The organism is Pseudomonas sp. LB3P25 (assembly GCF_054897985.1).
The window spans coordinates 6,931,735-6,953,445 of the sequence record NZ_CM142711.1 but is presented as its reverse complement, the minus strand read 5'-3'; the positions used below and the strand labels follow the sequence as shown (position 1 = coordinate 6,953,445).

Annotated in this window: 22 protein-coding genes and 1 other RNA gene; 15 read left to right on the top strand and 8 right to left on the bottom strand. The window is 59.2% G+C overall.

The annotated features are described in order from the left end of the window. Window positions 1-103: 103 nt before the first annotated feature. The 5 genes from trxA to ACYZTW_RS32015 all read left to right on the top strand — a co-directional run bounded on the left by trxA (window position 104) and on the right by ACYZTW_RS32015 (window position 5,548). On the top strand, window positions 104-433 hold the full coding sequence (trxA, locus tag ACYZTW_RS32035; RefSeq protein ID WP_008150340.1) for a thioredoxin TrxA: 330 nt from the start codon (window positions 104-106) through the stop codon (window positions 431-433). Window positions 434-681: 248 nt separating this feature from the next. Then, complete coding sequence (gene rho, locus ACYZTW_RS32030) at window positions 682-1,941, top strand: transcription termination factor Rho (protein WP_007942421.1); 1,260 nt, start codon at window positions 682-684, stop codon at window positions 1,939-1,941. A 297-nt stretch (window positions 1,942-2,238) separates the two neighbouring features. Beyond that, a complete protein-coding gene (gene ubiD, locus ACYZTW_RS32025) occupies window positions 2,239-3,705 on the top strand; it encodes a 4-hydroxy-3-polyprenylbenzoate decarboxylase (protein WP_056738783.1) in 1,467 nt (488 codons plus the stop codon). After that, window positions 3,705-4,673 (top strand): CDP-6-deoxy-delta-3,4-glucoseen reductase, encoded by a 969-nt coding sequence (locus ACYZTW_RS32020; RefSeq protein WP_462003195.1) that lies wholly within the window; start codon window positions 3,705-3,707, stop codon window positions 4,671-4,673. Before ubiD ends, ACYZTW_RS32020 begins: the two co-directional genes overlap by 1 nt. A gap of 206 nt (window positions 4,674-4,879) precedes the next feature. Beyond that, the gene (locus ACYZTW_RS32015) at window positions 4,880-5,548 is read left to right on the top strand and encodes a gamma-glutamylcyclotransferase (protein ID WP_129440131.1); all 669 of its coding nucleotides are present in this window, start codon (window positions 4,880-4,882) and stop codon (window positions 5,546-5,548) included. Here ACYZTW_RS32015 and glpT read toward each other — a convergent pair. Both glpT and ACYZTW_RS32005 read right to left on the bottom strand, forming a co-directional pair. Next, window positions 5,524-6,873, bottom strand: coding sequence for a glycerol-3-phosphate transporter (gene glpT / locus ACYZTW_RS32010; RefSeq protein ID WP_462003194.1), 1,350 nt, complete (start codon window positions 6,871-6,873; stop codon window positions 5,524-5,526). The genes ACYZTW_RS32015 and glpT overlap by 25 nt on opposite strands. Before the next feature lie 291 nt (window positions 6,874-7,164). Next, the gene (locus ACYZTW_RS32005; protein ID WP_008150352.1) at window positions 7,165-8,142 is read right to left on the bottom strand and encodes an NADPH:quinone oxidoreductase family protein; all 978 of its coding nucleotides are present in this window, start codon (window positions 8,140-8,142) and stop codon (window positions 7,165-7,167) included. 150 nt (window positions 8,143-8,292) lie between these two features. On the opposite strand from ACYZTW_RS32005, the gene ACYZTW_RS32000 reads away from it, so the two are divergent. Further along, the gene (locus tag ACYZTW_RS32000; RefSeq protein ID WP_436273254.1) at window positions 8,293-8,700 is read left to right on the top strand and encodes a flagellar basal body-associated protein FliL; all 408 of its coding nucleotides are present in this window, start codon (window positions 8,293-8,295) and stop codon (window positions 8,698-8,700) included. Window positions 8,701-8,825: 125 nt separating this feature from the next. On the opposite strand, the gene ACYZTW_RS31995 is transcribed toward ACYZTW_RS32000, so the two are convergent. Then, window positions 8,826-9,278 carry an EVE domain-containing protein gene (locus tag ACYZTW_RS31995; protein WP_462003193.1) on the bottom strand — a complete coding sequence of 151 codons (453 nt, stop codon included), beginning with the start codon at window positions 9,276-9,278 and terminating at the stop codon, window positions 8,826-8,828. A gap of 201 nt (window positions 9,279-9,479) precedes the next feature. On the opposite strand from ACYZTW_RS31995, the gene ACYZTW_RS31990 reads away from it, so the two are divergent. Then, window positions 9,480-9,632, top strand: a complete 153-nt coding sequence (locus ACYZTW_RS31990) for a hypothetical protein (protein WP_008024268.1) — start codon at window positions 9,480-9,482, stop codon at window positions 9,630-9,632. A 34-nt stretch (window positions 9,633-9,666) separates the two neighbouring features. On the opposite strand, the gene ACYZTW_RS31985 is transcribed toward ACYZTW_RS31990, so the two are convergent. The 4 genes from ACYZTW_RS31985 to ACYZTW_RS31970 form a co-directional block, all read right to left on the bottom strand. Further along, entirely contained in the window at window positions 9,667-10,272 is a 606-nt protein-coding gene (locus ACYZTW_RS31985; protein ID WP_140675317.1) for a 5-formyltetrahydrofolate cyclo-ligase, read from the bottom strand. A gap of 86 nt (window positions 10,273-10,358) precedes the next feature. Then, window positions 10,359-10,537: non-coding RNA, 6S RNA (ssrS, locus tag ACYZTW_RS31980), on the bottom strand. 30 nt (window positions 10,538-10,567) lie between these two features. Next, entirely contained in the window at window positions 10,568-10,885 is a 318-nt protein-coding gene (locus ACYZTW_RS31975; protein ID WP_150765618.1) for a cell division protein ZapA, read from the bottom strand. Then, window positions 10,882-11,091 carry a TIGR02449 family protein gene (locus ACYZTW_RS31970; protein ID WP_003177365.1) on the bottom strand — a complete coding sequence of 70 codons (210 nt, stop codon included), beginning with the start codon at window positions 11,089-11,091 and terminating at the stop codon, window positions 10,882-10,884. Before ACYZTW_RS31970 ends, ACYZTW_RS31975 begins: the two co-directional genes overlap by 4 nt. 128 nt (window positions 11,092-11,219) lie before the next feature. On the opposite strand from ACYZTW_RS31970, the gene ACYZTW_RS31965 reads away from it, so the two are divergent. The 8 genes from ACYZTW_RS31965 to gcvH all read left to right on the top strand — a co-directional run bounded on the left by ACYZTW_RS31965 (window position 11,220) and on the right by gcvH (window position 20,381). Continuing rightward, the gene (locus ACYZTW_RS31965) at window positions 11,220-11,780 is read left to right on the top strand and encodes a YecA/YgfB family protein (RefSeq protein WP_462003192.1); all 561 of its coding nucleotides are present in this window, start codon (window positions 11,220-11,222) and stop codon (window positions 11,778-11,780) included. Window positions 11,781-11,807: 27 nt separating this feature from the next. Continuing rightward, window positions 11,808-13,142: a Xaa-Pro aminopeptidase gene (gene pepP / locus ACYZTW_RS31960; protein WP_462003191.1), complete on the top strand. Its 1,335-nt coding sequence runs from the start codon at window positions 11,808-11,810 to the stop codon at window positions 13,140-13,142. Continuing rightward, window positions 13,139-14,326 carry a 2-octaprenyl-6-methoxyphenyl hydroxylase gene (gene ubiH, locus ACYZTW_RS31955; protein WP_033060622.1) on the top strand — a complete coding sequence of 396 codons (1,188 nt, stop codon included), beginning with the start codon at window positions 13,139-13,141 and terminating at the stop codon, window positions 14,324-14,326. Before pepP ends, ubiH begins: the two co-directional genes overlap by 4 nt. Window positions 14,327-14,392: 66 nt before the next feature. Next, complete coding sequence (locus ACYZTW_RS31950; RefSeq protein WP_462005872.1) at window positions 14,393-15,610, top strand: 2-octaprenyl-3-methyl-6-methoxy-1,4-benzoquinol hydroxylase; 1,218 nt, start codon at window positions 14,393-14,395, stop codon at window positions 15,608-15,610. A 222-nt stretch (window positions 15,611-15,832) separates the two neighbouring features. Then, window positions 15,833-16,837, top strand: a complete 1,005-nt coding sequence (locus ACYZTW_RS31945; RefSeq protein WP_462003190.1) for an extracellular solute-binding protein — start codon at window positions 15,833-15,835, stop codon at window positions 16,835-16,837. Window positions 16,838-17,091: 254 nt separating this feature from the next. Beyond that, the gene (locus ACYZTW_RS31940) at window positions 17,092-18,708 is read left to right on the top strand and encodes an ABC transporter permease (protein ID WP_462003189.1); all 1,617 of its coding nucleotides are present in this window, start codon (window positions 17,092-17,094) and stop codon (window positions 18,706-18,708) included. Window positions 18,709-18,864: 156 nt separating this feature from the next. Further along, complete coding sequence (gene gcvT, locus ACYZTW_RS31935) at window positions 18,865-19,947, top strand: glycine cleavage system aminomethyltransferase GcvT (RefSeq protein ID WP_462003188.1); 1,083 nt, start codon at window positions 18,865-18,867, stop codon at window positions 19,945-19,947. A 50-nt stretch (window positions 19,948-19,997) separates the two neighbouring features. Continuing rightward, window positions 19,998-20,381 carry a glycine cleavage system protein GcvH gene (gcvH, locus tag ACYZTW_RS31930; RefSeq protein ID WP_462003187.1) on the top strand — a complete coding sequence of 128 codons (384 nt, stop codon included), beginning with the start codon at window positions 19,998-20,000 and terminating at the stop codon, window positions 20,379-20,381. A 113-nt stretch (window positions 20,382-20,494) separates the two neighbouring features. Here gcvH and ACYZTW_RS31925 read toward each other — a convergent pair whose 3' ends face one another. Continuing rightward, complete coding sequence (locus tag ACYZTW_RS31925; protein ID WP_462003186.1) at window positions 20,495-21,634, bottom strand: DegT/DnrJ/EryC1/StrS family aminotransferase; 1,140 nt, start codon at window positions 21,632-21,634, stop codon at window positions 20,495-20,497. Between the last annotated feature and the right edge of the window lie 77 nt (window positions 21,635-21,711).

Sequence of the window (21,711 nt, the reverse complement as noted above, 5' to 3'; positions counted from 1 at the left end):
CTCATGCGGCACCATAGCGAGACTCAATCATCTGCACCTTCCTGAACGAGGGAAGGGCGGCTATGATGGGCCACGTTTTTTTGCTTACAACCTGGAGACTTCCATGAGCAGCGATCTTATTAAACACGTCACCGACGCTAGCTTCGACGTCGACGTCCTCAAGGCCGAAGGCGCTGTACTGGTCGACTACTGGGCTGAATGGTGCGGCCCTTGCAAAATGATCGCTCCTGTTCTGGACGAAATTGCTGAAACCTACAAAGGCAAGCTGACCGTTGCCAAACTGAACATCGACGAAAACCAGGAAACCCCGGCCAAGCATGGCGTGCGGGGTATCCCGACTCTGATGTTGTTCAAGAACGGCAACGTTGAAGCGACCAAGGTCGGCGCACTGTCGAAGTCGCAACTGGCTGCTTTCCTCGACGCCAACATCTAAGCGTCGTTTAAAGTGTCATCAAAAAGGCCCCGCACATTGCGGGGCCTTTTCGTTATTGAGGGCTAGACGCTCTGAAACTCAGGTGGTACATTCGGCCCCGCACTGGTTTCTCCACTGCCCCCTGCTAGCCGTCGCCGACGCACTCCTTTTCGAATAAGTACGCGATCCTGTCGCCTTCTCTGCGGCGCGGCCTCATTAAGCCAAAAGCTTAATTTCCCCCCCTCCATAAATGATTACGTCATTCCTATATGAATCTGACTGAACTCAAGCAAAAGCCGATTACCGAACTGCTCGAATTGGCCGAACAGATGGGCATAGAAAATATGGCCCGTTCGCGCAAGCAGGACGTGATTTTCTCCCTGCTCAAAAAGCACGCTAAAAGCGGCGAGGAAATCTCCGGTGATGGCGTGCTGGAGATTCTCCAGGACGGCTTCGGCTTCCTTCGCTCCGCTGACGCTTCCTATCTCGCAGGCCCAGACGATATCTACGTCTCGCCAAGCCAGATCCGTCGCTTCAACTTGCGCACCGGTGACACCATCGTTGGCAAGATCCGTCCTCCAAAGGAAGGCGAGCGTTATTTCGCGCTGCTCAAGGTCGACACGATCAACTACGATCGTCCTGAGAACGCGAAAAACAAGATTCTCTTCGAGAACCTGACCCCGCTGTTCCCGACCGTGCGCATGAAGATGGAAGCCGGCAACGGTTCCACCGAAGACTTGACCGGTCGTGTCATCGACCTGTGCGCCCCGATCGGCAAAGGCCAGCGCGGTCTGATCGTTGCACCGCCGAAAGCCGGTAAAACCATCATGCTGCAGAACATCGCAGCCAACATCGCGCGTAACAATCCTGAAGTTCATCTGATCGTATTGCTGATCGACGAACGTCCGGAAGAAGTGACCGAAATGCAGCGCACCGTGCGCGGCGAAGTGGTTGCCTCGACGTTCGATGAGCCGCCAACCCGCCACGTGCAGGTTGCCGAAATGGTGATCGAGAAGGCCAAGCGCCTGGTCGAACACAAGAAGGACGTGGTGATCCTGCTCGACTCCATCACCCGTCTGGCTCGCGCCTACAACACCGTGATCCCGAGCTCCGGCAAAGTACTCACCGGTGGTGTCGATGCCCATGCCCTGGAGAAACCGAAACGTTTCTTCGGTGCTGCACGGAACATCGAAGAAGGCGGTTCGCTGACCATCATCGCCACCGCGCTGGTTGAAACCGGCTCGAAGATGGACGAAGTGATCTACGAAGAATTCAAAGGCACGGGCAACATGGAACTGCCGCTGGATCGTCGCATCGCCGAAAAACGCGTCTTCCCGGCCATCAACATCAACCGTTCCGGCACCCGCCGCGAAGAGTTGCTGACAGCCGACGACGAGTTGCAGCGCATGTGGATCCTTCGCAAGCTGCTGCACCCGATGGACGAAATCGCTGCCATCGAATTCCTGGTCGACAAGTTGAAAACGACCAAGACCAACGATGAGTTCTTCCTGTCGATGAAACGCAAGTAAGTCGATAAGGGCTGTGCCCTGTGTGGCTGTCTCATTAGTTCAAATTCGGATGCCGCAGGCTCATAGCCAAGGCGCTGCGACGAGTCATAGCCCGCTATGGCGAGGAGCAGCAACGCAGGATATGAGCTTGCGGCGCCGAAGTTGACTAACAGAGACAGCCATACAGGGCACTAGAGCCGGGGAAACCCGGCTTTTTGCTATCTGATTTTTGATGAACCGGCAGTTCGTGGTTCTGAATAGAGGGGTTCGGCGCTAAACTGCCACCCCCGAACGGCACGGCCAACACGAGGCTCACGCATGCAGTATCGCGACTTGCGCGACTTTATCAGCGGCCTGGAAAAACGCGGCGAACTCAAGCGCATCCAGGTTCCGGTGTCCCCAGTGCTCGAAATGACCGAGGTCTGCGACCGCACCCTGCGTGCCAAAGGTCCGGCCCTGCTTTTCGAAAAGCCCACGGGTTATGACATCCCGGTACTCGGCAACCTGTTCGGCACCCCTGAGCGCGTGGCGCTGGGCATGGGTGCGGAAGCGGTCAGCGAGTTGCGCGAGATCGGCAAGCTGCTGGCGTTCCTCAAGGAGCCCGAGCCGCCGAAGGGCCTGAAAGATGCGTGGTCCAAGCTGCCGATCTTCCGCAAGATCATCGCCATGGCACCGAAAGTGGTCAAAGACGCGGTGTGCCAGGAAGTGGTCATCGAAGGCGACGACGTCGACCTCGCAATGCTGCCGGTGCAGACCTGCTGGCCGGGCGACGTCGGTCCGCTGATCACCTGGGGGCTGACCGTCACCAAAGGCCCGAACAAGGATCGCCAGAACCTCGGCATCTACCGTCAGCAAGTGATTGGCCGCAACAAGGTCATCATGCGCTGGCTCAGCCATCGTGGCGGCGCGCTGGATTACCGCGAGTGGTGCGAGAAGCATCCTGGCCAGCCGTTCCCGGTGTCCGTGGCGCTGGGCGCTGACCCGGCGACCATTCTCGGCGCGGTGACTCCTGTGCCGGACAGCCTTTCCGAATATGCTTTCGCTGGCTTGTTGCGCGGCAACCGCACCGAGCTGGTGAAGTGCCGTGGCAACGACTTGCAGGTCCCGGCGACTGCCGAGATCATCCTTGAAGGCGTGATCCATCCGGGCGAGATGGCCGATGAAGGCCCGTACGGCGACCACACCGGCTACTACAACGAAGTCGACAGCTTCCCGGTGTTCACCGTCGAGCGCATCACCCACCGGATCAAACCGATTTATCACAGCACCTATACCGGCCGTCCGCCGGATGAGCCGGCGATTCTGGGTGTGGCGCTGAACGAAGTGTTTGTGCCGATCCTGCAGAAGCAGTTCCCGGAGATCACCGACTTCTACCTGCCGCCCGAAGGCTGCTCGTACCGCATGGCCATCGTGACCATGAAGAAGTCGTATCCCGGTCATGCCAAGCGGGTAATGCTCGGTGTCTGGTCGTTTTTGCGACAGTTCATGTACACCAAGTTCGTTATCGTCACTGACGACGACATCAACGCACGCGACTGGAACGACGTGATCTGGGCCATCACCACGCGCATGGACCCCAAGCGCGACACGGTGATGATCGACAACACGCCGATCGATTACCTGGACTTCGCCTCGCCGGTTTCCGGCCTGGGTTCGAAGATGGGGCTCGATGCCACGCATAAATGGCCGGGCGAAACCACTCGCGAGTGGGGCCGGGTGATCGTCAAGGACGAAGCCGTTACCCAGCGGATCGATGCCATCTGGAATCAGTTAGGAATAGATTGATGCGTGTAACCTTGCAGCCCTCCGGAGCAGTGCTACAGATTCTGCCCGGCGAGCGGATTCTCGATGGCGCGCGGCGTCTGGGCTATGAATGCCCGCAAAGCTGTCGAAACGGCAATTGCCATGTGTGCGCCGCACTACTGGTGGAAGGGCGGGTCGAACAGGAAGGCGGTGTGCGCGACCATGGCGAGTTCTACACTTGCATTGCAGAGCCGCTGGAAGACTGCATCGTGCTGTGGGATGGCGTGCTCGCGCTGGGAGAATTGCCGGTGCGCAGCTTGTCGTGTCAGGTCATTGAATGCAGGGACGTCGGCGGCGATACCTGGCGTGTGCGTCTGCGAGCACCGGCCGGCAAGCCGCCGCGTTATCACGCCGGTCAGTACTTGATGATCGAGCGCGAGAACGGCGAGAAATCCGCGTTCTCCCTGGCCTCGGCACCGCATGGCGGGCGTGATCTGGAAATCCATGTGCTGGCGCGCGAAAGCAGTGCGCTGAGCTTGATCGACCAGTTGCAACGCAACCCGATGGTGCGGATCGAAATGCCGTTCGGCGACACCCATCTGGCGGAACTGCCGGAAGGCCCGCTGGTGCTGATCGCTGCGGGCACCGGCATGGGCCAGATCCATAGCCTGATCGAACATTGCCGTGCTACGGGCTTCAAGCATCCGGTGCATCTGTATTGGGGCGTGCGTCGTCCTGACGATTTTTACGAGATCGAACATTGGGACGAGTGGCTCAAGCTGACCAATCTGTTCTTGCATAAAATCGTCAGCGATTCATGCAGCTGGCAGGGGCGCTGCGGCATGTTGCATGAAGCGGTGTGTGAGGATTTCCCGGATCTGAAATCCTTGCATGTCTACGCCAGCGGCTCTCCGGCCATGGTCTACGGCACACTGGATGCCTTGGTCGAAGCCGGGATGGACGCTCATCAGATGCGCGCGGATGTGTTTGCGTACGCGCCTCGATCTTGATCCTCTCTCAATCGTTATAACTCTCCATATAGCCGATCGGTATTTATAAAATTATATAAATACCGGTAGGTTATATGTCATTCAGGTAATTATTTAAAAACTGTGCCATGGCACTTAAATTGCCTCGAAACATATGTGCCTTATTGTTACAGCGGTGCGTTCTATTAAGTAATTCTTTACCCGCGGGGAGCTGAACGCTATTCGCCATGAGTGCCATTGAATCTGCTTTTTTGAATCTGGCTTACCCTCCGCGGCTCGATCTGGGGCCGCAGCTCACGCACGAACAATTACTCAGCTCGATGCAGTCGACGATGGCGCGCCACAAGGGCGGGCCGGTGTGGCTGTTTGCTTACGGCTCGCTGATCTGGCGTCCTGAATGCGCAGCGGTGGAGCGAGTGCGCGGTCGGGTGCATGGCTACCATCGTGGTTTGTATTTGTGGTCCCACGAACATCGCGGCACACCCGAAGTGCCTGGGCTGGTATTCGGTCTGGATCGCGGTGGTTCTTGCAGCGGCTTCGCCTATCGCTTGCCTGAAGAACAACTTGAAGCCTCTCTTTATGCACTTTGGCAGCGCGAGATGCCATTCCCGTCCTATCGCCCACATTGGCTCAACTGCCGTCTTGAAGACGGAAGTCAGGTTCAGGCATTAGGGTTTGTATTGGAGCGGCATCTGCCCAGCTACGCGGGCAACTTGCCGGATCACGTGCTGAGCCACGTGTTCGAAAACGCTTGCGGGCGTTACGGCACTACTCGCGATTATGTCGAGCAGACCGCACACGCCCTGCGTAGCCACGCCATGCCAGACCGGAATCTGGAAGCGCGGCTCAAGCGCTGCAAATCAAAGGCCGATCAGGCGATTGCTTCGCGACTCTGACTGGCGACTTGTTTGTGCCACAGCGTCGGGGCCAGAAAGGCCATCGACAGCAGGCAAGCGCCCACCAGCAGCACAAAACCGCCATCCCAACCGAAATGGTCCACGGTGTAGCCCATCGCGGCACTGGCCGCGACCGAACCGCCCAGGTAACCGAACAGGCCCGTGAAGCCCGCCGCAGTACCGGCGGCTTTCTTCGGCGCCAGTTCCAGCGCTTGCAGACCGATCAGCATCACCGGGCCGTAGATCAGGAAGCCGATCGAGAACAGCGCGATCATGTCCACTGTCGGGTTGCCGGCCGGGTTGAGCCAGTACACCAGGGTCGCAACAGTCACCAATGCCATGAACACCATGCCGGTCAGGCCACGGTTGCCTCGGAAGATCTTGTCCGACATCCAGCCGCACAACAGCGTGCCCGGGATCCCCGCCCATTCGTAGAAGAAGTAGGCCCACGAGGTTTTATCCACGTTGAAGCCCTTGGCTTCTTTCAAGTAGGTCGGGGCCCAGTCGAGTACGCCGTAGCGCAGCAGGTAGACGAAGACGTTGGCCATGGCGATGTACCAGAGCATTTTGTTGCGCAGCACGTACTTGACGAAGATTTCCTTGGCGCTGAATTCGTCTTCGTGGCTGGCGTCGTAGCCTTCCGGGTAGTCGTTCTTATACTTCTCGATGGGCGGCAGGCCAACTGACTGCGGGGTGTCGCGCATGGTCATGAAGGCGAATACCGCCACCGCCAGAGCCACCGCTGCCGGCACGTAGAACGCCGCGTGCCAGTCATTGAACAAGCCCATGCCGAGCAGGAACAGCGGGCCGATCAAGCCGCCGCCGACGTTGTGCGCCACGTTCCACACGGACACCACGCCACCGCGTTCCTTCTGCGACCACCAGTGCACCATGGTCCGGCCACTCGGTGGCCAGCCCATGCCCTGAGCCCAGCCGTTAATGAAGAGCAGGATGAACATCATGGTGACGCTGGACGTCGCCCAAGGTGCGAAACCGAAAATGAACATCACCCCGGCCGATACCAGCAGGCCGAAAGGCAGGAAGTAACGCGGGTTGGAGCGGTCGGACACCAGGCCCATGAGGAACTTCGACAGACCGTAGGCAATCGCGATCGCCGACATCGCCAAACCCAGCTGACCACGGGTGTAACCCTCGTCGATCAGGTACGGCATGGCTAGGGAGAAGTTCTTGCGCAGCAGGTAATAACCCGCGTAGCCAAAGAAAATCCCGGCGAAGATCTGCCAGCGAAGGCGTCGGTAGGTGCTGTCTATTTTTTCTTCAGGCAACGGAGCCTGATGTGCGGCAGGACGAAAGAAAGCAAACATTCAAGAGCTCCAGATTTCTTGTTTTGACTGCGGATGCGAATGTTACAGTTTCGTTACCGAAAATAGCACCGGTTCGCATCGGCCAAATAGGGGAAATGCAGGAGATTGCATGTTCTTTTATGAACATGTCGCTCAGGTGTAAATGTAGGGCGTTGTGGGAAACGTTACTTGCAGGTCTACATGCCGCATTTCGGTACAGGGTAGGACGAGGCTTTGGGAAATGTCCTTCGTTTGAATGGGAAGTAAGCGGTCTGAACAACTTCATTTGAAGTCCAGACCGCTTTATTGGGCTCAGCGAACCTGAACCACCACTTTCCCAACCGCTTTGCGCTGGCCAAGATCATTGATCGCCTGCGCTGCATTGCTCAGTGGATACACCTGCGACACCAACGGCTTCAACTTGCCTTCGGCAAACCAGCCAAACAATTGCTGGAAGTTCGCCGCGTTGTCTTGAGGCTGGCGCTGGGCAAACGAGCCCCAGAACACGCCGACCACCGCCGCACCTTTGAGCAGCGCGAGGTTGACCGGCAATTCAGGGATGCGACCGCTGGCAAAGCCCACCACCAGCAGGCGGCCGTTCCAAGCGATGGCACGGATGGCCTGATCGAACAGGTCGCCGCCCACCGGATCGTAGATCACGTCGGCGCCCTGGCCATCGGTCAGACGCTTGATTTCGTCCTTGAGGCTGGTTTCGCTGTAGTTGATCAGCTCATCGGCGCCGGCAGCCTTGGCTACGGCGAGTTTTTCGGCGCTGCTGGCGGCGGCGATCACGCGGGCGCCCATGGCTTTGCCGATTTCCACGGCGGCCAGGCCGACACCGCCGGAAGCGCCGAGTACCAGCAAGGTTTCACCCGGTTGCAGGTTGCCCCGTTGCTTGAGCGCGTGCATCGAAGTGCCGTAGGTCATGCTGAACGCGGCGGCGGTGTTGAAGTCCATCGATGGCGGGATTGGCAGCACGTTGTAGCCCGGCACGGCCACCTGTTCGGCGAAACTGCCCCAACCGGTCAGCGCCATGACCCGATCGCCGACCTTGAGGTGGCTGACCTTTTCTCCTACTTCGCTGACCACGCCAGCCGCTTCGCCGCCCGGGGAAAACGGGAAGGGTGGTTTGAACTGATATTTGCCCTCGATGATCAGCGTGTCCGGGAAATTCACCCCGGCGGCGTGCACGTCCAGCAGGATTTCATTCTTCTTCGCGACAGGACTGGCGACGTCTTCCAGCACCAGCGATTCGGCAGGGCCGAAGGCTTTGCACAGCACGGCTTTCATCAGGGCTATTCCTTTGGGAGTGATGGCCGATAAGTGTAGGTGTGTGAGTCGATGGGTCAACGAGCATGCCCGGCCCTGATAGTCAGCCATAAGCTTGTGCTTGAGCGGCGGGTCGTTATGCTAGACCGCAAACCGGATAAGGAGCGAATTGTGAAAGCGTGGATCATGTTGTTGCTGGCCCTGTCTCTGCCTGTGGCAGCGATGGCCGAAGAAGCCAAAGAAGGTGCAGCTCCGAAGGTCAATTACATCACCTTGAGCCCGCCGTTCGTGGGCAACTACGGGCTGGACGGTACGCCCAAGCTCAAGGTCTACAAGGCCGATGTGGCGTTGCGAGTGACCGGGGAAGAAGCGACCAAACTGGTCAAAGCCAACGAACCGTTGATTCGTAATCAACTGGTGGCGTTGTTTGCCCAGCAGACTACCGAAGCGATGAACAACGTCGAGGCCAAGGAAAAGTTGCGTCAGGAGGCCCTGAAGCAGACCCAGCAAATCATGAACGACGAAACCGGCAAACCGGTGGTTGAGGATCTGTTGTTCAACAACCTCATTATCCAATAAGTCCTTCGCTGTCCGGGCGGGCCTCTTCGCGAGCAGGCTCGCTCCCACAATGGATCTGCATTCACTGAAGATCCCCTGTGGGAGCGAGCCTGCTCGCGAAAGCATTCTTGCAGTCACTGCATGGCTTAAGCCCGTAATGCAATCACCGCCGCCCATTGCTCCGCGGTCACCGGCATCACCGACAGTCGCGATCCCTTCTGCACCAGCGGCATCTCGGCCAGCGCGGTCTGCTGCTTTAGATAATCCAGCTTCAGCACCTTGGGAAACGTCTCGACATGCGCGACATCGATCGCGCTCCAGGCGTTTTTCTCGGGTGACGATTTCGGATCGAAGTAAACGCTCTCCGGATCCAGCGCCGTCGGGTCCGGATACGCGGCTTCGACAATCTTTCCGATCCCGGCGATCCCCGGTTCGGGGCAGCTGGAGTGATAGAAGAAAAACTCGTCGCCCACGGCCATGGCCCGCAGAAAATTACGTGCCTGGTAGTTGCGAACCCCGTCCCAGCGCGCTTTGCCAAGCGTCTCCAGACCCTTGATCGAGAGCTCGTCGGGCTCGGATTTCATCAGCCAATAAGCCATGGTTTTTGCTCCTTGCGAAGTGGGTGGGCAAGTTGTCGGGGAATTTTATGACAAACCGACGGTCGGTTGACGCCAGCGTTTGCGTGTCGGTTCACGTTGTCGCAAAATGCCGGCCTTCTAAGCTTGACGCTGCTGCACGGCCTACACCTACAACGGAAACCGCTGCTGTCATCGTGTTGATGTGCCTTTGGGGGGCAATCGATGAAACGCAAACCGGATTTACTATGGATTTTGGTTATTTTGTTCGGCCTCGGCGTCGTGACCACTGGCTATGCCCAAAGCCTGTGGAGCAACAAGACTGACGCTCCGATCGAAATCGCGCAGCAACAGCAACCGTCGGCCTTCAAACGCTGAACCTGTCTTCGGACGCCGCTGATTCCAGTGGCGTCTAGCCTGCGAAATACCGCGCCTTGTCTGTCACCGTTCCCTGTAACGGCACATCCCAGCTCGCTTGAGCCAATCGTTCGACCTTCTGACATTCATGGGCCAGCCCCAATAGCGTCGGCTTGCGCCAGTTTTTACGTCGTGCCAGGTACGCCAGGCTTCGATCATAGAAACCACCGCCCATGCCCAGGCGTCCGCCGACATCGTCAAACCCCACCAATGGCAACAACACCAGATCAAGTGCCCAGACTTTGCGTTGCCGGGCGAGGTTGTGCCGGGGTTCGAGAATACGAAAGCGGTTGGGTTTCAGTTTTTCACCGGGGCGAATTCGCTGGAACACCATTTTGGTTCGTGGCCAGGCGCTGAGCACCGGCAGATAAGTCGCCTTGCCTCGACGCTGAGCGGCACGCAGCAAAACACGCGGGTCGATTTCACCGTCGGTGGGCAGATACAGAGAGATATGTTTTGCGCGGCGAAACAGCGGCTGCTGGGCCAATTGCTTGTACAGCCCGCGAGCAGCCTGGCGCTGCTGACTGGGAGTCAGTGCGCGGCGGGCCTTGCGCAGCATGCGTCGAAGTTGCGGGCGGGGCAGCAGCGCAGGTTCGGTCATGGATTCGGGCTTCAGAAGGGCAAGTACATAAAGCGTACCCGTAAAAAAGCCGATGCCGGTATTTAAACCGGCATCGGACTGGAATCAGGCTCCCCGGATGTACCGCTGTCGACTTAGCCCTTGAACCCGAAAGTTCAAGGTGGAAGATGCAGTAGGCTTTAAGGCTTTCCGTCTAGCGGACATGCACACCAGCCCAACGTGCAACCTCCAGGGTATAGCAAATCGGCTCAGGGACATCGCCAACTGGCAAGCACCCCAGGGAGTGATGCGAGTATACCCCAAGCGGTTTCGCGTTTCAGCCCTTGGTGACGTCCGGATCGGTTGCGAGCACCAGATCGACGCGGTCCAGCAGGTCGCGAACCTGCTCACGGGTCGAGCCGCCGGCCTGTACATCCGGGCGTTCTTCCTTGTGCAGGAGATCGTGGGTGATGTTCAGCGCGGCCATCACGGCGATGCGATCGGCGCCGATGACTTTGCCGCTGCTGCGGATTTCGCGCATCTTGCCGTCCAGGTAACGGGCGGCGCTCACCAGGTTGCTGCGCTCTTCCTGGGGGCAGATGATCGAATATTCTTTATCGAGGATCTGCACGGTAACGCTATTGCTTGAACTCATGAGTCTTGCTCCAGGGCCTTGAGGCGCGAAATCATTGATTCGACCTTGCGCCGGGCGATTTCGTTCTTTTCAATGAGGTGAGCGCGTTCCTCGCGCCAGGTCTTTTCCTGAGCTAATAGGAGTCCGTTTTGACTCTTTAGTTGCTCGACTCGGTCAATTAGCAACTCGAGTCTCGCCATCAGCGCTTGCAGGTCTGTGTCTTCCATTGTGTCCACTGAGATTGTGTCTAGTGTGTGGTAGCTGGCGGACAGCCTTTAATAGTCTTGGCGAGTCTGTCGATGTAGGATACAAGGCCTTCATTCTAGACATAGCGCCGTCTGGCGCCTAGCTGCCCATGCCCATTCAGAATTCCCCGTACCAAGCCTTCGCCACCCTGCTGACTTCCAGCGGTCATAACGTCTCGCCTGCCGAACTGCATGGCCTGCTGCTCGGCCGCAGTTGCGCCGGTGCCGGCTTCGATGCCGAAGGCTGGCTGGTTGATGCCGCCGAGCTACTCGAAAACGAGCCGCAGGATAATGTCCGCAACGCCTTGATCGGCTTGCAAGAGATGGTCAAAGGCGAGCTCACTGGCGACGACGTGACTGTCGTTCTGCTGCTGCCGACCGATGACGAGCCATTGGCCGACCGCGCCGCCGCACTGGGCCAATGGTGCCAGGGCTTCCTCAGCGGTTTCGGCCTGAACTGCCGTGACAGCAGCATGCTGAGCACCGAGGCCACCGAAGTGTTGCAGGATCTGGCGGCCATTTCTCAGGTGCAAGACGCCCTGGAGGAGTCCGAAGACGGCGAAAGCGACTACATGGAAGTCATGGAATACCTACGGGTTGCGCCGCTGCTGCTGTTCTCCGAAACCAAAAAAGCGGATGTACCGCCAGCCGCCAAACCGTCGTTGCATTAATCGCGTGCCAGGGAAAGCCATCTGCCCATGATTCATATCCCGAAATCGGAATACAGCCGTCGCCGCAAGGCCCTGATGGCGCAGATGGAACCCAACAGCATCGCCATTCTGCCCGCCGCCGCCGTTGCGATCCGCAACCGCGACGTCGAGCACGTCTACCGTCAGGACAGCGACTTCCAGTACCTCAGCGGTTTCCCCGAGCCTCAGGCAGTCATCGTTTTGATGCCTGGGCGTTTACATGGCGAATACATACTGTTCTGCCGTGAACGCAACGCCGAGCGAGAATTGTGGGACGGCTTGCGCGCCGGGCAGGAAGGCGCGATCCGTGACTTTGGCGCCGACGACGCCTTCCCCATCACCGACATCGACGACATCCTGCCGGGCCTGATCGAAGGTCGCGACCGGGTGTATTCGGCCATGGGCAGCAACCCCGAATTCGACCGGCACCTGATGGACTGGATCAATGTGATCCGCTCTAAAGCGCACCTCGGCGCCCAGCCACCGAACGAATTCGTTGCCCTGGATCATCTGCTTCACGACATGCGCCTGTATAAATCGGCGGCAGAAGTGAAGGTGATGCGTGAGGCCGCGCGGATTTCCGCTCAGGCACACATCCGCGCGATGCAGGCCAGTCGTGTGGGGTTGCATGAGTTCAGCCTCGAAGCCGAACTCGACTACGAGTTCCGCAAGGGCGGGGCGAAAATGCCGGCCTACGGCTCGATCGTCGCCGCTGGGCGCAACAGCTGCATCCTGCATTACCAGCAGAATGATGCGGTGCTCAAGGACGGCGACCTGGTGTTGATCGATGCCGGGTGCGAAATCGACTGCTACGCCAGCGACATCACCCGCACCTGGCCGGTCAACGGCAAGTATTCAGCGGAACAGAAGGCGATCTACGAGTTGGTGCTGGCGTCGCAAGAAGCTGCGTTTGCGGAAATCGCCCCGGACAAACACTGGAATCAGGCCCACGAAGCCACGGTCCGGGTGATTACCGCCGGTCTGGTGAAGTTGGGCCTGTTGCAGGGCGACGTCGACGAGTTGATAACCAGCGAAGCCTATAAAGCGTTTTACATGCACCGCGCCGGCCACTGGCTGGGCATGGATGTGCATGATGTCGGCGAATACAAGGTCGGCGGCGAATGGCGCGTGCTGGAAGTCGGCATGGCGCTGACCGTGGAACCGGGCATCTACATTGCCCCGGGCAACCAGAACGTGGCGAAGAAATGGCGCGGCATTGGCGTACGAATCGAGGACGACGTAGTGGTCACCAAAACCGGCTGTGAAATCCTGACCAAAGGCGTGCCGAAAACGGTCGCCGAGATCGAGGCCTTGATGGCCGCCGCGCGGACACAAGCGGCATGAGTCGAGTCAATCTGGCAATTATTGGGGGTGGACTGGTCGGTGCCAGCCTGGCGTTGGCACTGCAGGCCGGAGCCAAGGCTCGCGGCTGGAAGATCGTGCTGATCGAGCCCTTTGCCCCTGGCGACACCTATCAACCGAGCTATGACGCCCGTTCTTCGGCGTTGTCCTACGGTGCCAAGCAGATTTATCAACGGCTGGGCGTGTGGCAGGAAATCTCCCGTCGCGCCGAGCCGATCAAGCAGATTCATGTCTCCGACCGTGGGCGTTTTTCCACGGCACGGCTATCGGCGATGGAAGAGGGCGTTCCAGCGCTGGGTTATGTGGTGGAAAACGCCTGGCTCGGCCAATGCCTCTGGCAGGGTTTGGACAAAGACGTCATCAGCTGGCGCTGCCCGGCAGAAGTCACGCGCATGGAACCGCTGATCGATGGCTATCGGCTGACCCTCAACGATGAAACTACCCTGGAATGCGACCTTGCGGTGCTGGCTGATGGCGGCCGTTCCGGCTTGCGCGAGCAACTGGGGATCGGCATCAAAAAGCGTCCGTACAACCAGAGCGCGTTGATTGCCAACATCACACCGAGTGAAGCGCACAACGGCATGGCCTTCGAGCGTTTCACCGATGACGGGCCGATGGCCTTGTTGCCGCTGCCGGAAAACCGCTGCGCGCTGGTCTGGACCCGATTGGGGATGGATGCGCAACGGTTGGCGGCCCTCGATGAAAAGAGCTTCCTCAGCGAGTTGCAAGGCGTGTTCGGTTATCGCCTCGGCACTTTGAAGCAGGTTGGCGCGCGGCATTTGTACCCGCTGACATTGATCGAGGCCGAAGAGCAGGTGCGTCCGCATCTGGCGATTCTCGGCAATGCTGCCCACAGTTTGCACCCGATTGCAGGGCAAGGTTTCAACCTGTCTTTGCGTGATGCTCAAGCGCTGGCCGACGCGTTGTTGGCCAGCGAAACATCTCCCGGCGACTTTGCGACCTTACAGGCTTACCGCGAGCGTCAGCGTCTGGATCAGAACCTGACCGTGGGCTTCTCCGATCAGGTCACCCGTTTGTTCGGCAGCACTCAACCGCTGGTTTCCCTGGGCCGCAACATCGGTCTGCTCGGTCTCGATCTGCTGCCGCCGGCCAAACGCTGGTTCGCGCGGCAGGCCATGGGTTTGGGCACGCGTCCCGATGCTTAAGTGGCGGTCGGAAAATCCCTTTATATGCGGCTCAAGCCGCAAGCGAGACAGGCTTAAAGCATGGAAATGCGCGCAGATCTGCTGATTGTCGGAGCCGGAATGGTCGGCAGCGCCCTGGCGCTGGCGTTGCAGGACAGCGGGCTGGAAGTCCTGCTGCTGGACGGCAGCCCCCTGAGCGTCAAACCCTTCGATGGGCAGGCGCCGTTCGAACCGCGAGTGAGCGCCTTATCGGCTGCCAGCCAGCGGATTCTCGAACGCTTGGGCGTCTGGGATGGCATCGCCAATCGGCGCAGCAGCCCTTACACCGACATGCATGTTTGGGATGGCAGCGGCACCGGGCAGATCCATTTTTCGGCGACCAGTGTGCATGCCGACGTGCTGGGGCATATCGTCGAGAACCGCGTGGTTCAGGATGCCTTGCTCGACCGCCTGCACGACTGTGATCTCGGAATGTTGGCCAATGCGCGCCTGGAGCAAATGCGTCGCTCCGGCGACGACTGGCTGCTGACCCTGGCCGATGGCCGCACCTTGCGTGCACCTTTGGTGATCGCCGCGGATGGCGCTAATTCCGCCGTTCGGCGTCTGACCGGCATGGCGACGCGCGAGTGGGACTATATGCACCATGCGATTGTCACCAGCGTGCGCAGCTCCAAACCTCATCAACTGACCGCGTGGCAACGTTTCACCGACAACGGTCCGCTGGCGTTTCTGCCGCTGGAGCGTGACGGTCAGCAGGATTGGTGTTCGATCGTCTGGTCGACCACGCCGAGCGAGGCCGAACGCCTGATGGCGCTGGGCGACGAAGGTTTCTGCAAAGAGCTGGAACGGGCCTTCGAAGGCCGACTCGGCACGGTGCTCAACGCCGACCCGCGTCTGTGCGTACCGCTACGGCAGCGTCATGCCAAGCGTTATGTAGCTGAAGGTTTGGCGTTGATCGGTGATGCGGCGCACACCATTCACCCGCTGGCCGGGCAGGGCGTGAACCTTGGTTTCCTGGACGCCGCCGTGCTGGCCGAAGTGCTGTTGCAAGCGGCCACGCGTGGCGAGCGTTTGGCGGATGTGAAAGTGCTCAGCCGTTACGAGCGACGGCGCATGCCTCACAACCTGGCGTTGATGGCGGCGATGGAAGGCTTCGAGCGTCTGTTCCAGGCCGATCCGTTGCCGGTGCGCTGGTTGCGCAATGCCGGGTTGAAGATGGTCGACCAGATGCCCGAAGCCAAGGCGCTGTTTGTGCGTGAAGCGCTTGGGTTGATCGGGGATCTGCCGGCACTCGCCAAGGCCTGAATCTTCACTGCGTCTGATGGCCCCTTCGCGAGCAGGCTCGCTCCCACATTTTGAAATGCATTCCAAAGGTGGGAGCGAGCCTGCTCGCGAAGGCGGCGGTACATCGAACATCAATCTCAGTCTATGCAACATCTCGTAACGCCTCCGCGAACTGTTCGATTGAGAAGCTAAATGTGAGTCCATATCATTTGTCTTCAATTTTTCAATCGAGAGATCGCTCCCATGCCGGTACCGAAGCGTCTACTGACCGCACTCGCCCTGATCCTGATTGGCAGCACTGCTGCCCAGGCCGCTGATGAGGTGGTGGTTTACTCCTCGCGTATCGACGAGCTGATCAAACCGGTCTTCGATGCCTACACCGCGAAAACCGGCGTGCAGGTGAAGTTCATCACCGACAAGGAAGCGCCGCTAATGCAGCGGATCAAGGCCGAGGGCGAGAACGCCACCGCTGACCTTCTGCTGACTGTCGACGCCGGTAACCTCTGGCAGGCTGAGCAAATGGGCATCCTGCAACCGTTCACTTCCAAAGTGATCGACGCCAACATCCCGCTGCAATACCGCTCATCCGCCCATGTCTGGACCGGGCTGAGCCTGCGGGCGCGGACCATCGCTTACTCCACCGATCGGGTGAAACCCGGTGAGTTGACCACTTACGAAGGTCTGGCTGACAAGAACTGGGAAGGCCGTCTGTGTCTGCGCACAGCGAAAAAGGTCTACAACCAGTCCCTCACCGCCACCATGATCGAAGTCCATGGCGCCGACAAAACCGAGAAGATTCTCAAGGGCTGGGTGAATAACCTGTCCACCGATGTGTTCTCGGATGACATCGCGGTGCTGGAGGCCATCAACGCGGGTCAATGCGACGTCGGTATCGTCAACACGTACTACTACGGTCGTCTACACAAGCAGAAGCCTGACCTGGCGGTGAAGCTGTTCTGGCCGAACCAGGGCGACCGTGGCGTGCACGTGAATCTGTCGGGCATCGGCCTGACCAAACACGCCCCGCACCCGGAAGCGGCCAAGGCCTTGGTGGAATGGATGACCACGCCTGAAGCGCAGAAGATCTTTGCTGACGTGAACCAGGAATTCCCGGCCAACCCTGCGGTTCAGCCTTCTGCAGAAGTGGCGAGCTGGGGCAAGTTTGTGGCTGATACTTTGCCTGTGGAAATTGCCGGCAAGCGTCAGGCTGAAGCGATTCGGATGATGGATCGGGCGGGTTGGAACTGAGTCAGTCGTTATTATGTCGCTGATTCAAGATCGACCCCTCACCCCAGCCCTCTCCCCAGAGGGGAGAGGGGGAAAGGGAGCCGATCTTTATGCTTTTCAAATCCTGAATTCGACTCTGGAATTTCAGGTCGCAGAATTTCCAACAAACAACTCGATCAGTCCCCTCGCCCCTCTGGGGCGGTCCGACGTTTCGGGAGGGTTAGAGGAGCCGATCTTGAACCAGACACCAAACTCCCCGTCTCAGAGACCTTAACGTGGCCCACCCCGCCCAACGCCGCTGGTATCCCCTGGTCTTCGCCATCGCTGCGCTGGTCCTGCTGCCCCTCAGCGTTTTGCTGTTGTCCTGGCAAACCATCGATCATCAGATCTGGTCCCACCTCTGGGATACCCAGATGCCGCGTCTGCTGGGCAATACCCTGACCCTGGTGCTCGGCGTCGGTATCGGCGTGACGCTCTTGGGTGTGAGCCTGGCCTGGCTCACCAGCCTCTGCGAATTCCCCGGTCGGCGTTGGCTGGACTGGGCGCTCATGCTGCCATTCGCCATTCCTGCCTACGTGCTGGCATTCGTCTTCGTCGGCCTGTTGGATTTCGCCGGCCCCGTGCAAACCCTGTTGCGCGAATGGTTCGGCACGGGTTTGAGGTTGCCGCGCGTGCGCTCCACTGGCGGCGTGATTCTGGTCCTGGTGCTGGTCTTCTATCCCTACGTTTACCTGTTGGCGCGAACCGCGTTCCTGGCGCAGGGCAAAGGCCTGATGGAAGCGGCGCGAGTCCTGGGGCAATCCCCGTGGCAAGCGTTCTGGCGAGTCGCGCTGCCCATGGCGCGCCCGGCCATCGGCGCTGGCGTGGCGCTGGCGCTGATGGAAACCCTGGCGGATTTCGGCGCGGTGTCGGTGTTCAACTTCGACACGTTCACAACCGCCATCTACAAGACCTGGTACGGATTTTTCAGCCTCTCCACTGCCGCGCAACTGGCCAGCCTGTTGCTGCTGGTGGTGATGGTCGTGCTGTACGGCGAGCGTCGTGCTCGCGGGGCCAACCGGGCGAGCAACGAACGACCGCGGGTCAAGGCGCTGTATCACCTGCGCGGTTTCAAAGCGCTGGCGGCCATGAGTTGGTGCGGTTTGGTATTCGCTTGCGCTTTCGTCATTCCGATGCTGCAGCTGATGGTGTGGTTCTGGCAGCGCGGGCGTTTCGATCTGGATGAGCGTTACGCGGGGCTGATCGTCCATACCTTGTACCTGGGCGGCATGGCGGCGTTGATCACCGTCGGTGTTGCTTTAGTGTTGGCGTTTGCCCGACGCCTGGCGCCGACCCGAGCGATCCGCTCCGGCATCAGCCTGGCCAACCTCGGCTACGCCTTGCCGGGTTCAGTGCTGGCGGTGTCGATCATGCTGGCGTTCAGTTACCTGGACCGCCAACTGGTGATCCCGTTGTCGGGTTGGCTGGGCGGCGCCGGCAAACCATTGCTGCTGGGCAGCCTGTCGGCGTTGTTGCTGGCCTATCTGGTGCGTTTCATCGCGGTGGCTTATGGGCCGCTTGAAAGCTGTCTGGCGCGAATACGGCCATCTTTGCCCGAAGCGGCACGTAGCCTTGGCGTCAGTGGGCCACGACTGTTTTTCAAAGTGTATCTGCCGTTATTGCTGCCCGGCACGTTGAGCGCCGCATTGCTGGTGTTCGTCGATGTGCTCAAGGAAATGCCCGCGACCCTTCTGATGCGCCCGTTTGGCTGGGATACGTTGGCGGTGCGCATCTTCGAAATGACCAGCGAAGGCGAGTGGGCGAGGGCATCGTTGCCGGCCCTGACGCTGGTTTTGGTCGGGCTGTTACCGGTCATCGGATTGATTCGACGTTCAGCGCATCGAAACGCCTAGGTGCCAGTCCTACACCTTGAGGCTACAATGCGCGGCATTCGGTGCGGTCCGTCCTACAGACCTGGTAGCTGAAATCGGCTGAAAGCCTTCTATTTCAAGGCTTTCACCCCGTTCAGCACCTGCCCGCACCTTCGCCACGCCCGGAAGGAGAAACCCATGGGACAGCGTACGCCTCTGTATGACCTTCATCTCGCCCTCGGCGCGAAGATGGTCGATTTTGGCGGTTGGGATATGCCTCTGCATTACGGCTCGCAGGTCGAGGAACACCATCAGGTGCGCCGTGATTGCGGGGTTTTCGATGTATCCCACATGACCGTGATCGATGTCAGCGGCCCTCAGGCCAAGGCCTGGCTCCAGCATTTGCTGGCCAATGACGTCGAACGTCTGCACAGCCCTGGCCGTGCCTTGTACAGCACCATGCTCAACGAGCGCGGCGGCATCGTCGACGACATGATCGTCTACCGTCTCGAGGACGGTTATCGGCTGGTGGTTAACGCCTCTACCCGTAATCAGGACCTCGCCTGGATGCAGGCTCACCTCGATGGTTTCAAGGTGCGGCTCAACGAGCGCTCAGAGCTGGCGATGCTGGCCATTCAAGGTCCCCAGGCCCGGCACAAAATCTCCGAACTGGTGACCCAGTCCCGCGGCAACCTGATTCAGATGCTCAAGCCCTTCGAAGGCCAGGCCGATGGTGACTGGTTCATCGCGCGCACGGGTTACACCGGCGAAGATGGCCTGGAAATCGTGCTGCCGGCCAATCAAGCGCCAGGGTTCTTCAACGATCTGGTGGGCGCAGGCATCTCGCCGATCGGCCTTGGGGCGCGCGATACTCTGCGGGTCGAAGCCGGCATGAACCTCTACGGTCAGGACATTCACCAAGACGTTTCACCGCTGGCCTCCAACATGGCCTGGAGCATTGCCTGGGAACCGGCCACTCGCCAGTTCATTGGTCGCAGCGCGCTTGAAGCCGAAAGGGCGGGTGGCGTGCAGTACAAACTGGTCGGTCTGGTCCTTGAGGAGCGTGGGGTTTTGCGTGCTCATCAAGTGGTCCGCATCGCCAATGTTGGCGAAGGGGAGATCACCAGTGGTAGTTTCTCTCCTACGCTTAGCAAGTCGATAGCACTGGCGCGCGTGCCGATGGCGACAGCCGACCGCGCAGAAGTGGAAATCCGTGGCAAGTGGTACCCGGTCCGAGTGGTCAAACCGACCTTCGTACGCCATGGCAAAACCTTGATCTAACTTTTTTTGGCGGACTACGACCGCTGACATTTTTCTTGAGGACACAGAACATGAGCGATATTCCTGCCGACCTGCGTTTTGCCGAAAGTCACGAGTGGGCCCGTCTAGAGCATGATGGCGGCGTGAAAGTGGGTATTTCAGACCATGCTCAGGAAGCCTTGGGTGACGTAGTGTTCGTCGAGTTGCCGGAAATCGGCAAAGTGTTCGCTGCCGGTGAGGCTGCGGGTGTCGTTGAGTCGGTCAAGGCCGCGTCGGATATCTACTCGCCAGTTTCCGGCACAGTCATTGCCGTTAACGAAGAATTGGCCAACAGCCCGGAACTGCTCAACGGCGCGCCTTATGACAGCTGGATCTTCAAACTCGAGCCAAGCGATACCTCTGAGCTGGACAAGCTGCTCGACGCGATGGCCTACAAGGCCGCCATCGGCGAGTAATCCTTGCCCTGCGAAATCCATGTGGGAGCGAGCCTGCTCGCGAAAGCGGTGTGTCAGCAAACATTAATGCCAACTGACACTCCACTTCGCGAGCAGGCTCACTCCAACAGGTTCTATGGTTTTAGTACGGACTTCACCGCTGCCACCGAACGCTCGACATCCGCTTTGCTCATGGCCGTAAACATCGGCAGTGAAACGATCAGTCGACCGACCCGTTCGGCCACCGGAAACATCCCTTCCTTGAACCCGCGCTCGCGGTAAAGGCTCAGCAGGTGAATCGGCGGGTAGTGATAGCCGATGCCGATACCCAATGCCTGCATCTGCTCCATGAAGGTAGCCCGTGCCGGTTGGCCATCCCTGCGCTCAGGCAACACCAGCTGAAACAAATGCCAGTTGCTGTTCTCGAAATCCGCCGGGGGCAATTGAGCCCCATACAACGCTTCGAAATCCTCGCCAAAACAAGCGAAATAGTGCCTGGCCAGTTCACGGCGATGAGCAGTGATTGCTTCGATGTGAGCAAATTGCCCAAGGCCGATTGCCGCCGCAACGTCGGTCATGTTGAACTTACCGCCCAGCACATCAACGTCCAGTCCATCGAAGCCGCTACGGGTGACGCCCTGTAAACGGTACTTTTGCGCCAGTCGCACTTCCTCGGCATTGTTCAATACCAGGCAACCGCCCTCTGACGAGGTGACGTTTTTGTTCGCCTGGAAACTGAAGGACACGAAATCGCCGGTCGAGCCAATGCGCTGGCCGTTCCAGCTCGAACCCAAGGCTTGCGCGGCGTCTTCGACAATCCGTAATCCGTGTTTTTTGGCGATCGCATACAACCGGCTCATGTCCACCGGCAAACCGGCGAGGTACACCGGAATGATCGCTTTGGTGCGCGGGGTGATTGCCGCTTCCAGCTGATCCAGGTCGATGTTGCGGGTGATCGGGTCAATGTCGGCAAACACCGGCGTAGCGCCGACTTCCAGAATGACGTTGGCGGTGGCCACCCAGGAAATCGGTGTGGTGATCACTTCATCGCCCGGCCCGATACCGGCAATGCGTAAGGCGATTTCCATGGTGCAGGTGCCGGAGTTGAAGGTGAGCACCGGGCGCCCGCCAAAATACTCGGAGAGTTGCGCTTCAAAGGCCTGGACCTTGGGGCCGCTGGTAATCCAGCCCGAGCGCAATACGTCACCCACAGCGGCAATCGTGGCTTCGTCGATGGTGGGTTTGGAGAACGGCAGGAAAGGCAGTTGGCTCATAAATACAGTCACCTGATCAGCGGACATTGGGCAGATGCCGAGCATGATGATCCGCAATGGTCGTTGGCGCCAATCCA

Coding starts and splice junctions, on each gene's coding strand:
- trxA (WP_008150340.1), top strand. CDS start 104: ATGAGCAGCGATCTTATTAAACACGTCACCGACGCTAGCTTCGACGTC.
- rho (WP_007942421.1), top strand. CDS start 682: ATGAATCTGACTGAACTCAAGCAAAAGCCGATTACCGAACTGCTCGAA.
- ubiD (WP_056738783.1), top strand. CDS start 2,239: ATGCAGTATCGCGACTTGCGCGACTTTATCAGCGGCCTGGAAAAACGC.
- ACYZTW_RS32020 (WP_462003195.1), top strand. CDS start 3,705: ATGCGTGTAACCTTGCAGCCCTCCGGAGCAGTGCTACAGATTCTGCCC.
- ACYZTW_RS32015 (WP_129440131.1), top strand. CDS start 4,880: ATGAGTGCCATTGAATCTGCTTTTTTGAATCTGGCTTACCCTCCGCGG.
- glpT (WP_462003194.1), bottom strand. CDS start 6,873: ATGTTTGCTTTCTTTCGTCCTGCCGCACATCAGGCTCCGTTGCCTGAA.
- ACYZTW_RS32005 (WP_008150352.1), bottom strand. CDS start 8,142: ATGAAAGCCGTGCTGTGCAAAGCCTTCGGCCCTGCCGAATCGCTGGTG.
- ACYZTW_RS31995 (WP_462003193.1), bottom strand. CDS start 9,278: ATGGCTTATTGGCTGATGAAATCCGAGCCCGACGAGCTCTCGATCAAG.
- ACYZTW_RS31990 (WP_008024268.1), top strand. CDS start 9,480: ATGAAACGCAAACCGGATTTACTATGGATTTTGGTTATTTTGTTCGGC.
- ACYZTW_RS31985 (WP_140675317.1), bottom strand. CDS start 10,272: ATGACCGAACCTGCGCTGCTGCCCCGCCCGCAACTTCGACGCATGCTG.
- ACYZTW_RS31975 (WP_150765618.1), bottom strand. CDS start 10,885: ATGAGTTCAAGCAATAGCGTTACCGTGCAGATCCTCGATAAAGAATAT.
- ACYZTW_RS31970 (WP_003177365.1), bottom strand. CDS start 11,091: ATGGAAGACACAGACCTGCAAGCGCTGATGGCGAGACTCGAGTTGCTA.
- ACYZTW_RS31965 (WP_462003192.1), top strand. CDS start 11,220: ATGCCCATTCAGAATTCCCCGTACCAAGCCTTCGCCACCCTGCTGACT.
- pepP (WP_462003191.1), top strand. CDS start 11,808: ATGATTCATATCCCGAAATCGGAATACAGCCGTCGCCGCAAGGCCCTG.
- ubiH (WP_033060622.1), top strand. CDS start 13,139: ATGAGTCGAGTCAATCTGGCAATTATTGGGGGTGGACTGGTCGGTGCC.
- ACYZTW_RS31950 (WP_462005872.1), top strand. CDS start 14,393: ATGCGCGCAGATCTGCTGATTGTCGGAGCCGGAATGGTCGGCAGCGCC.
- ACYZTW_RS31945 (WP_462003190.1), top strand. CDS start 15,833: ATGCCGGTACCGAAGCGTCTACTGACCGCACTCGCCCTGATCCTGATT.
- gcvT (WP_462003188.1), top strand. CDS start 18,865: ATGGGACAGCGTACGCCTCTGTATGACCTTCATCTCGCCCTCGGCGCG.
- gcvH (WP_462003187.1), top strand. CDS start 19,998: ATGAGCGATATTCCTGCCGACCTGCGTTTTGCCGAAAGTCACGAGTGG.
- ACYZTW_RS31925 (WP_462003186.1), bottom strand. CDS start 21,634: ATGAGCCAACTGCCTTTCCTGCCGTTCTCCAAACCCACCATCGACGAA.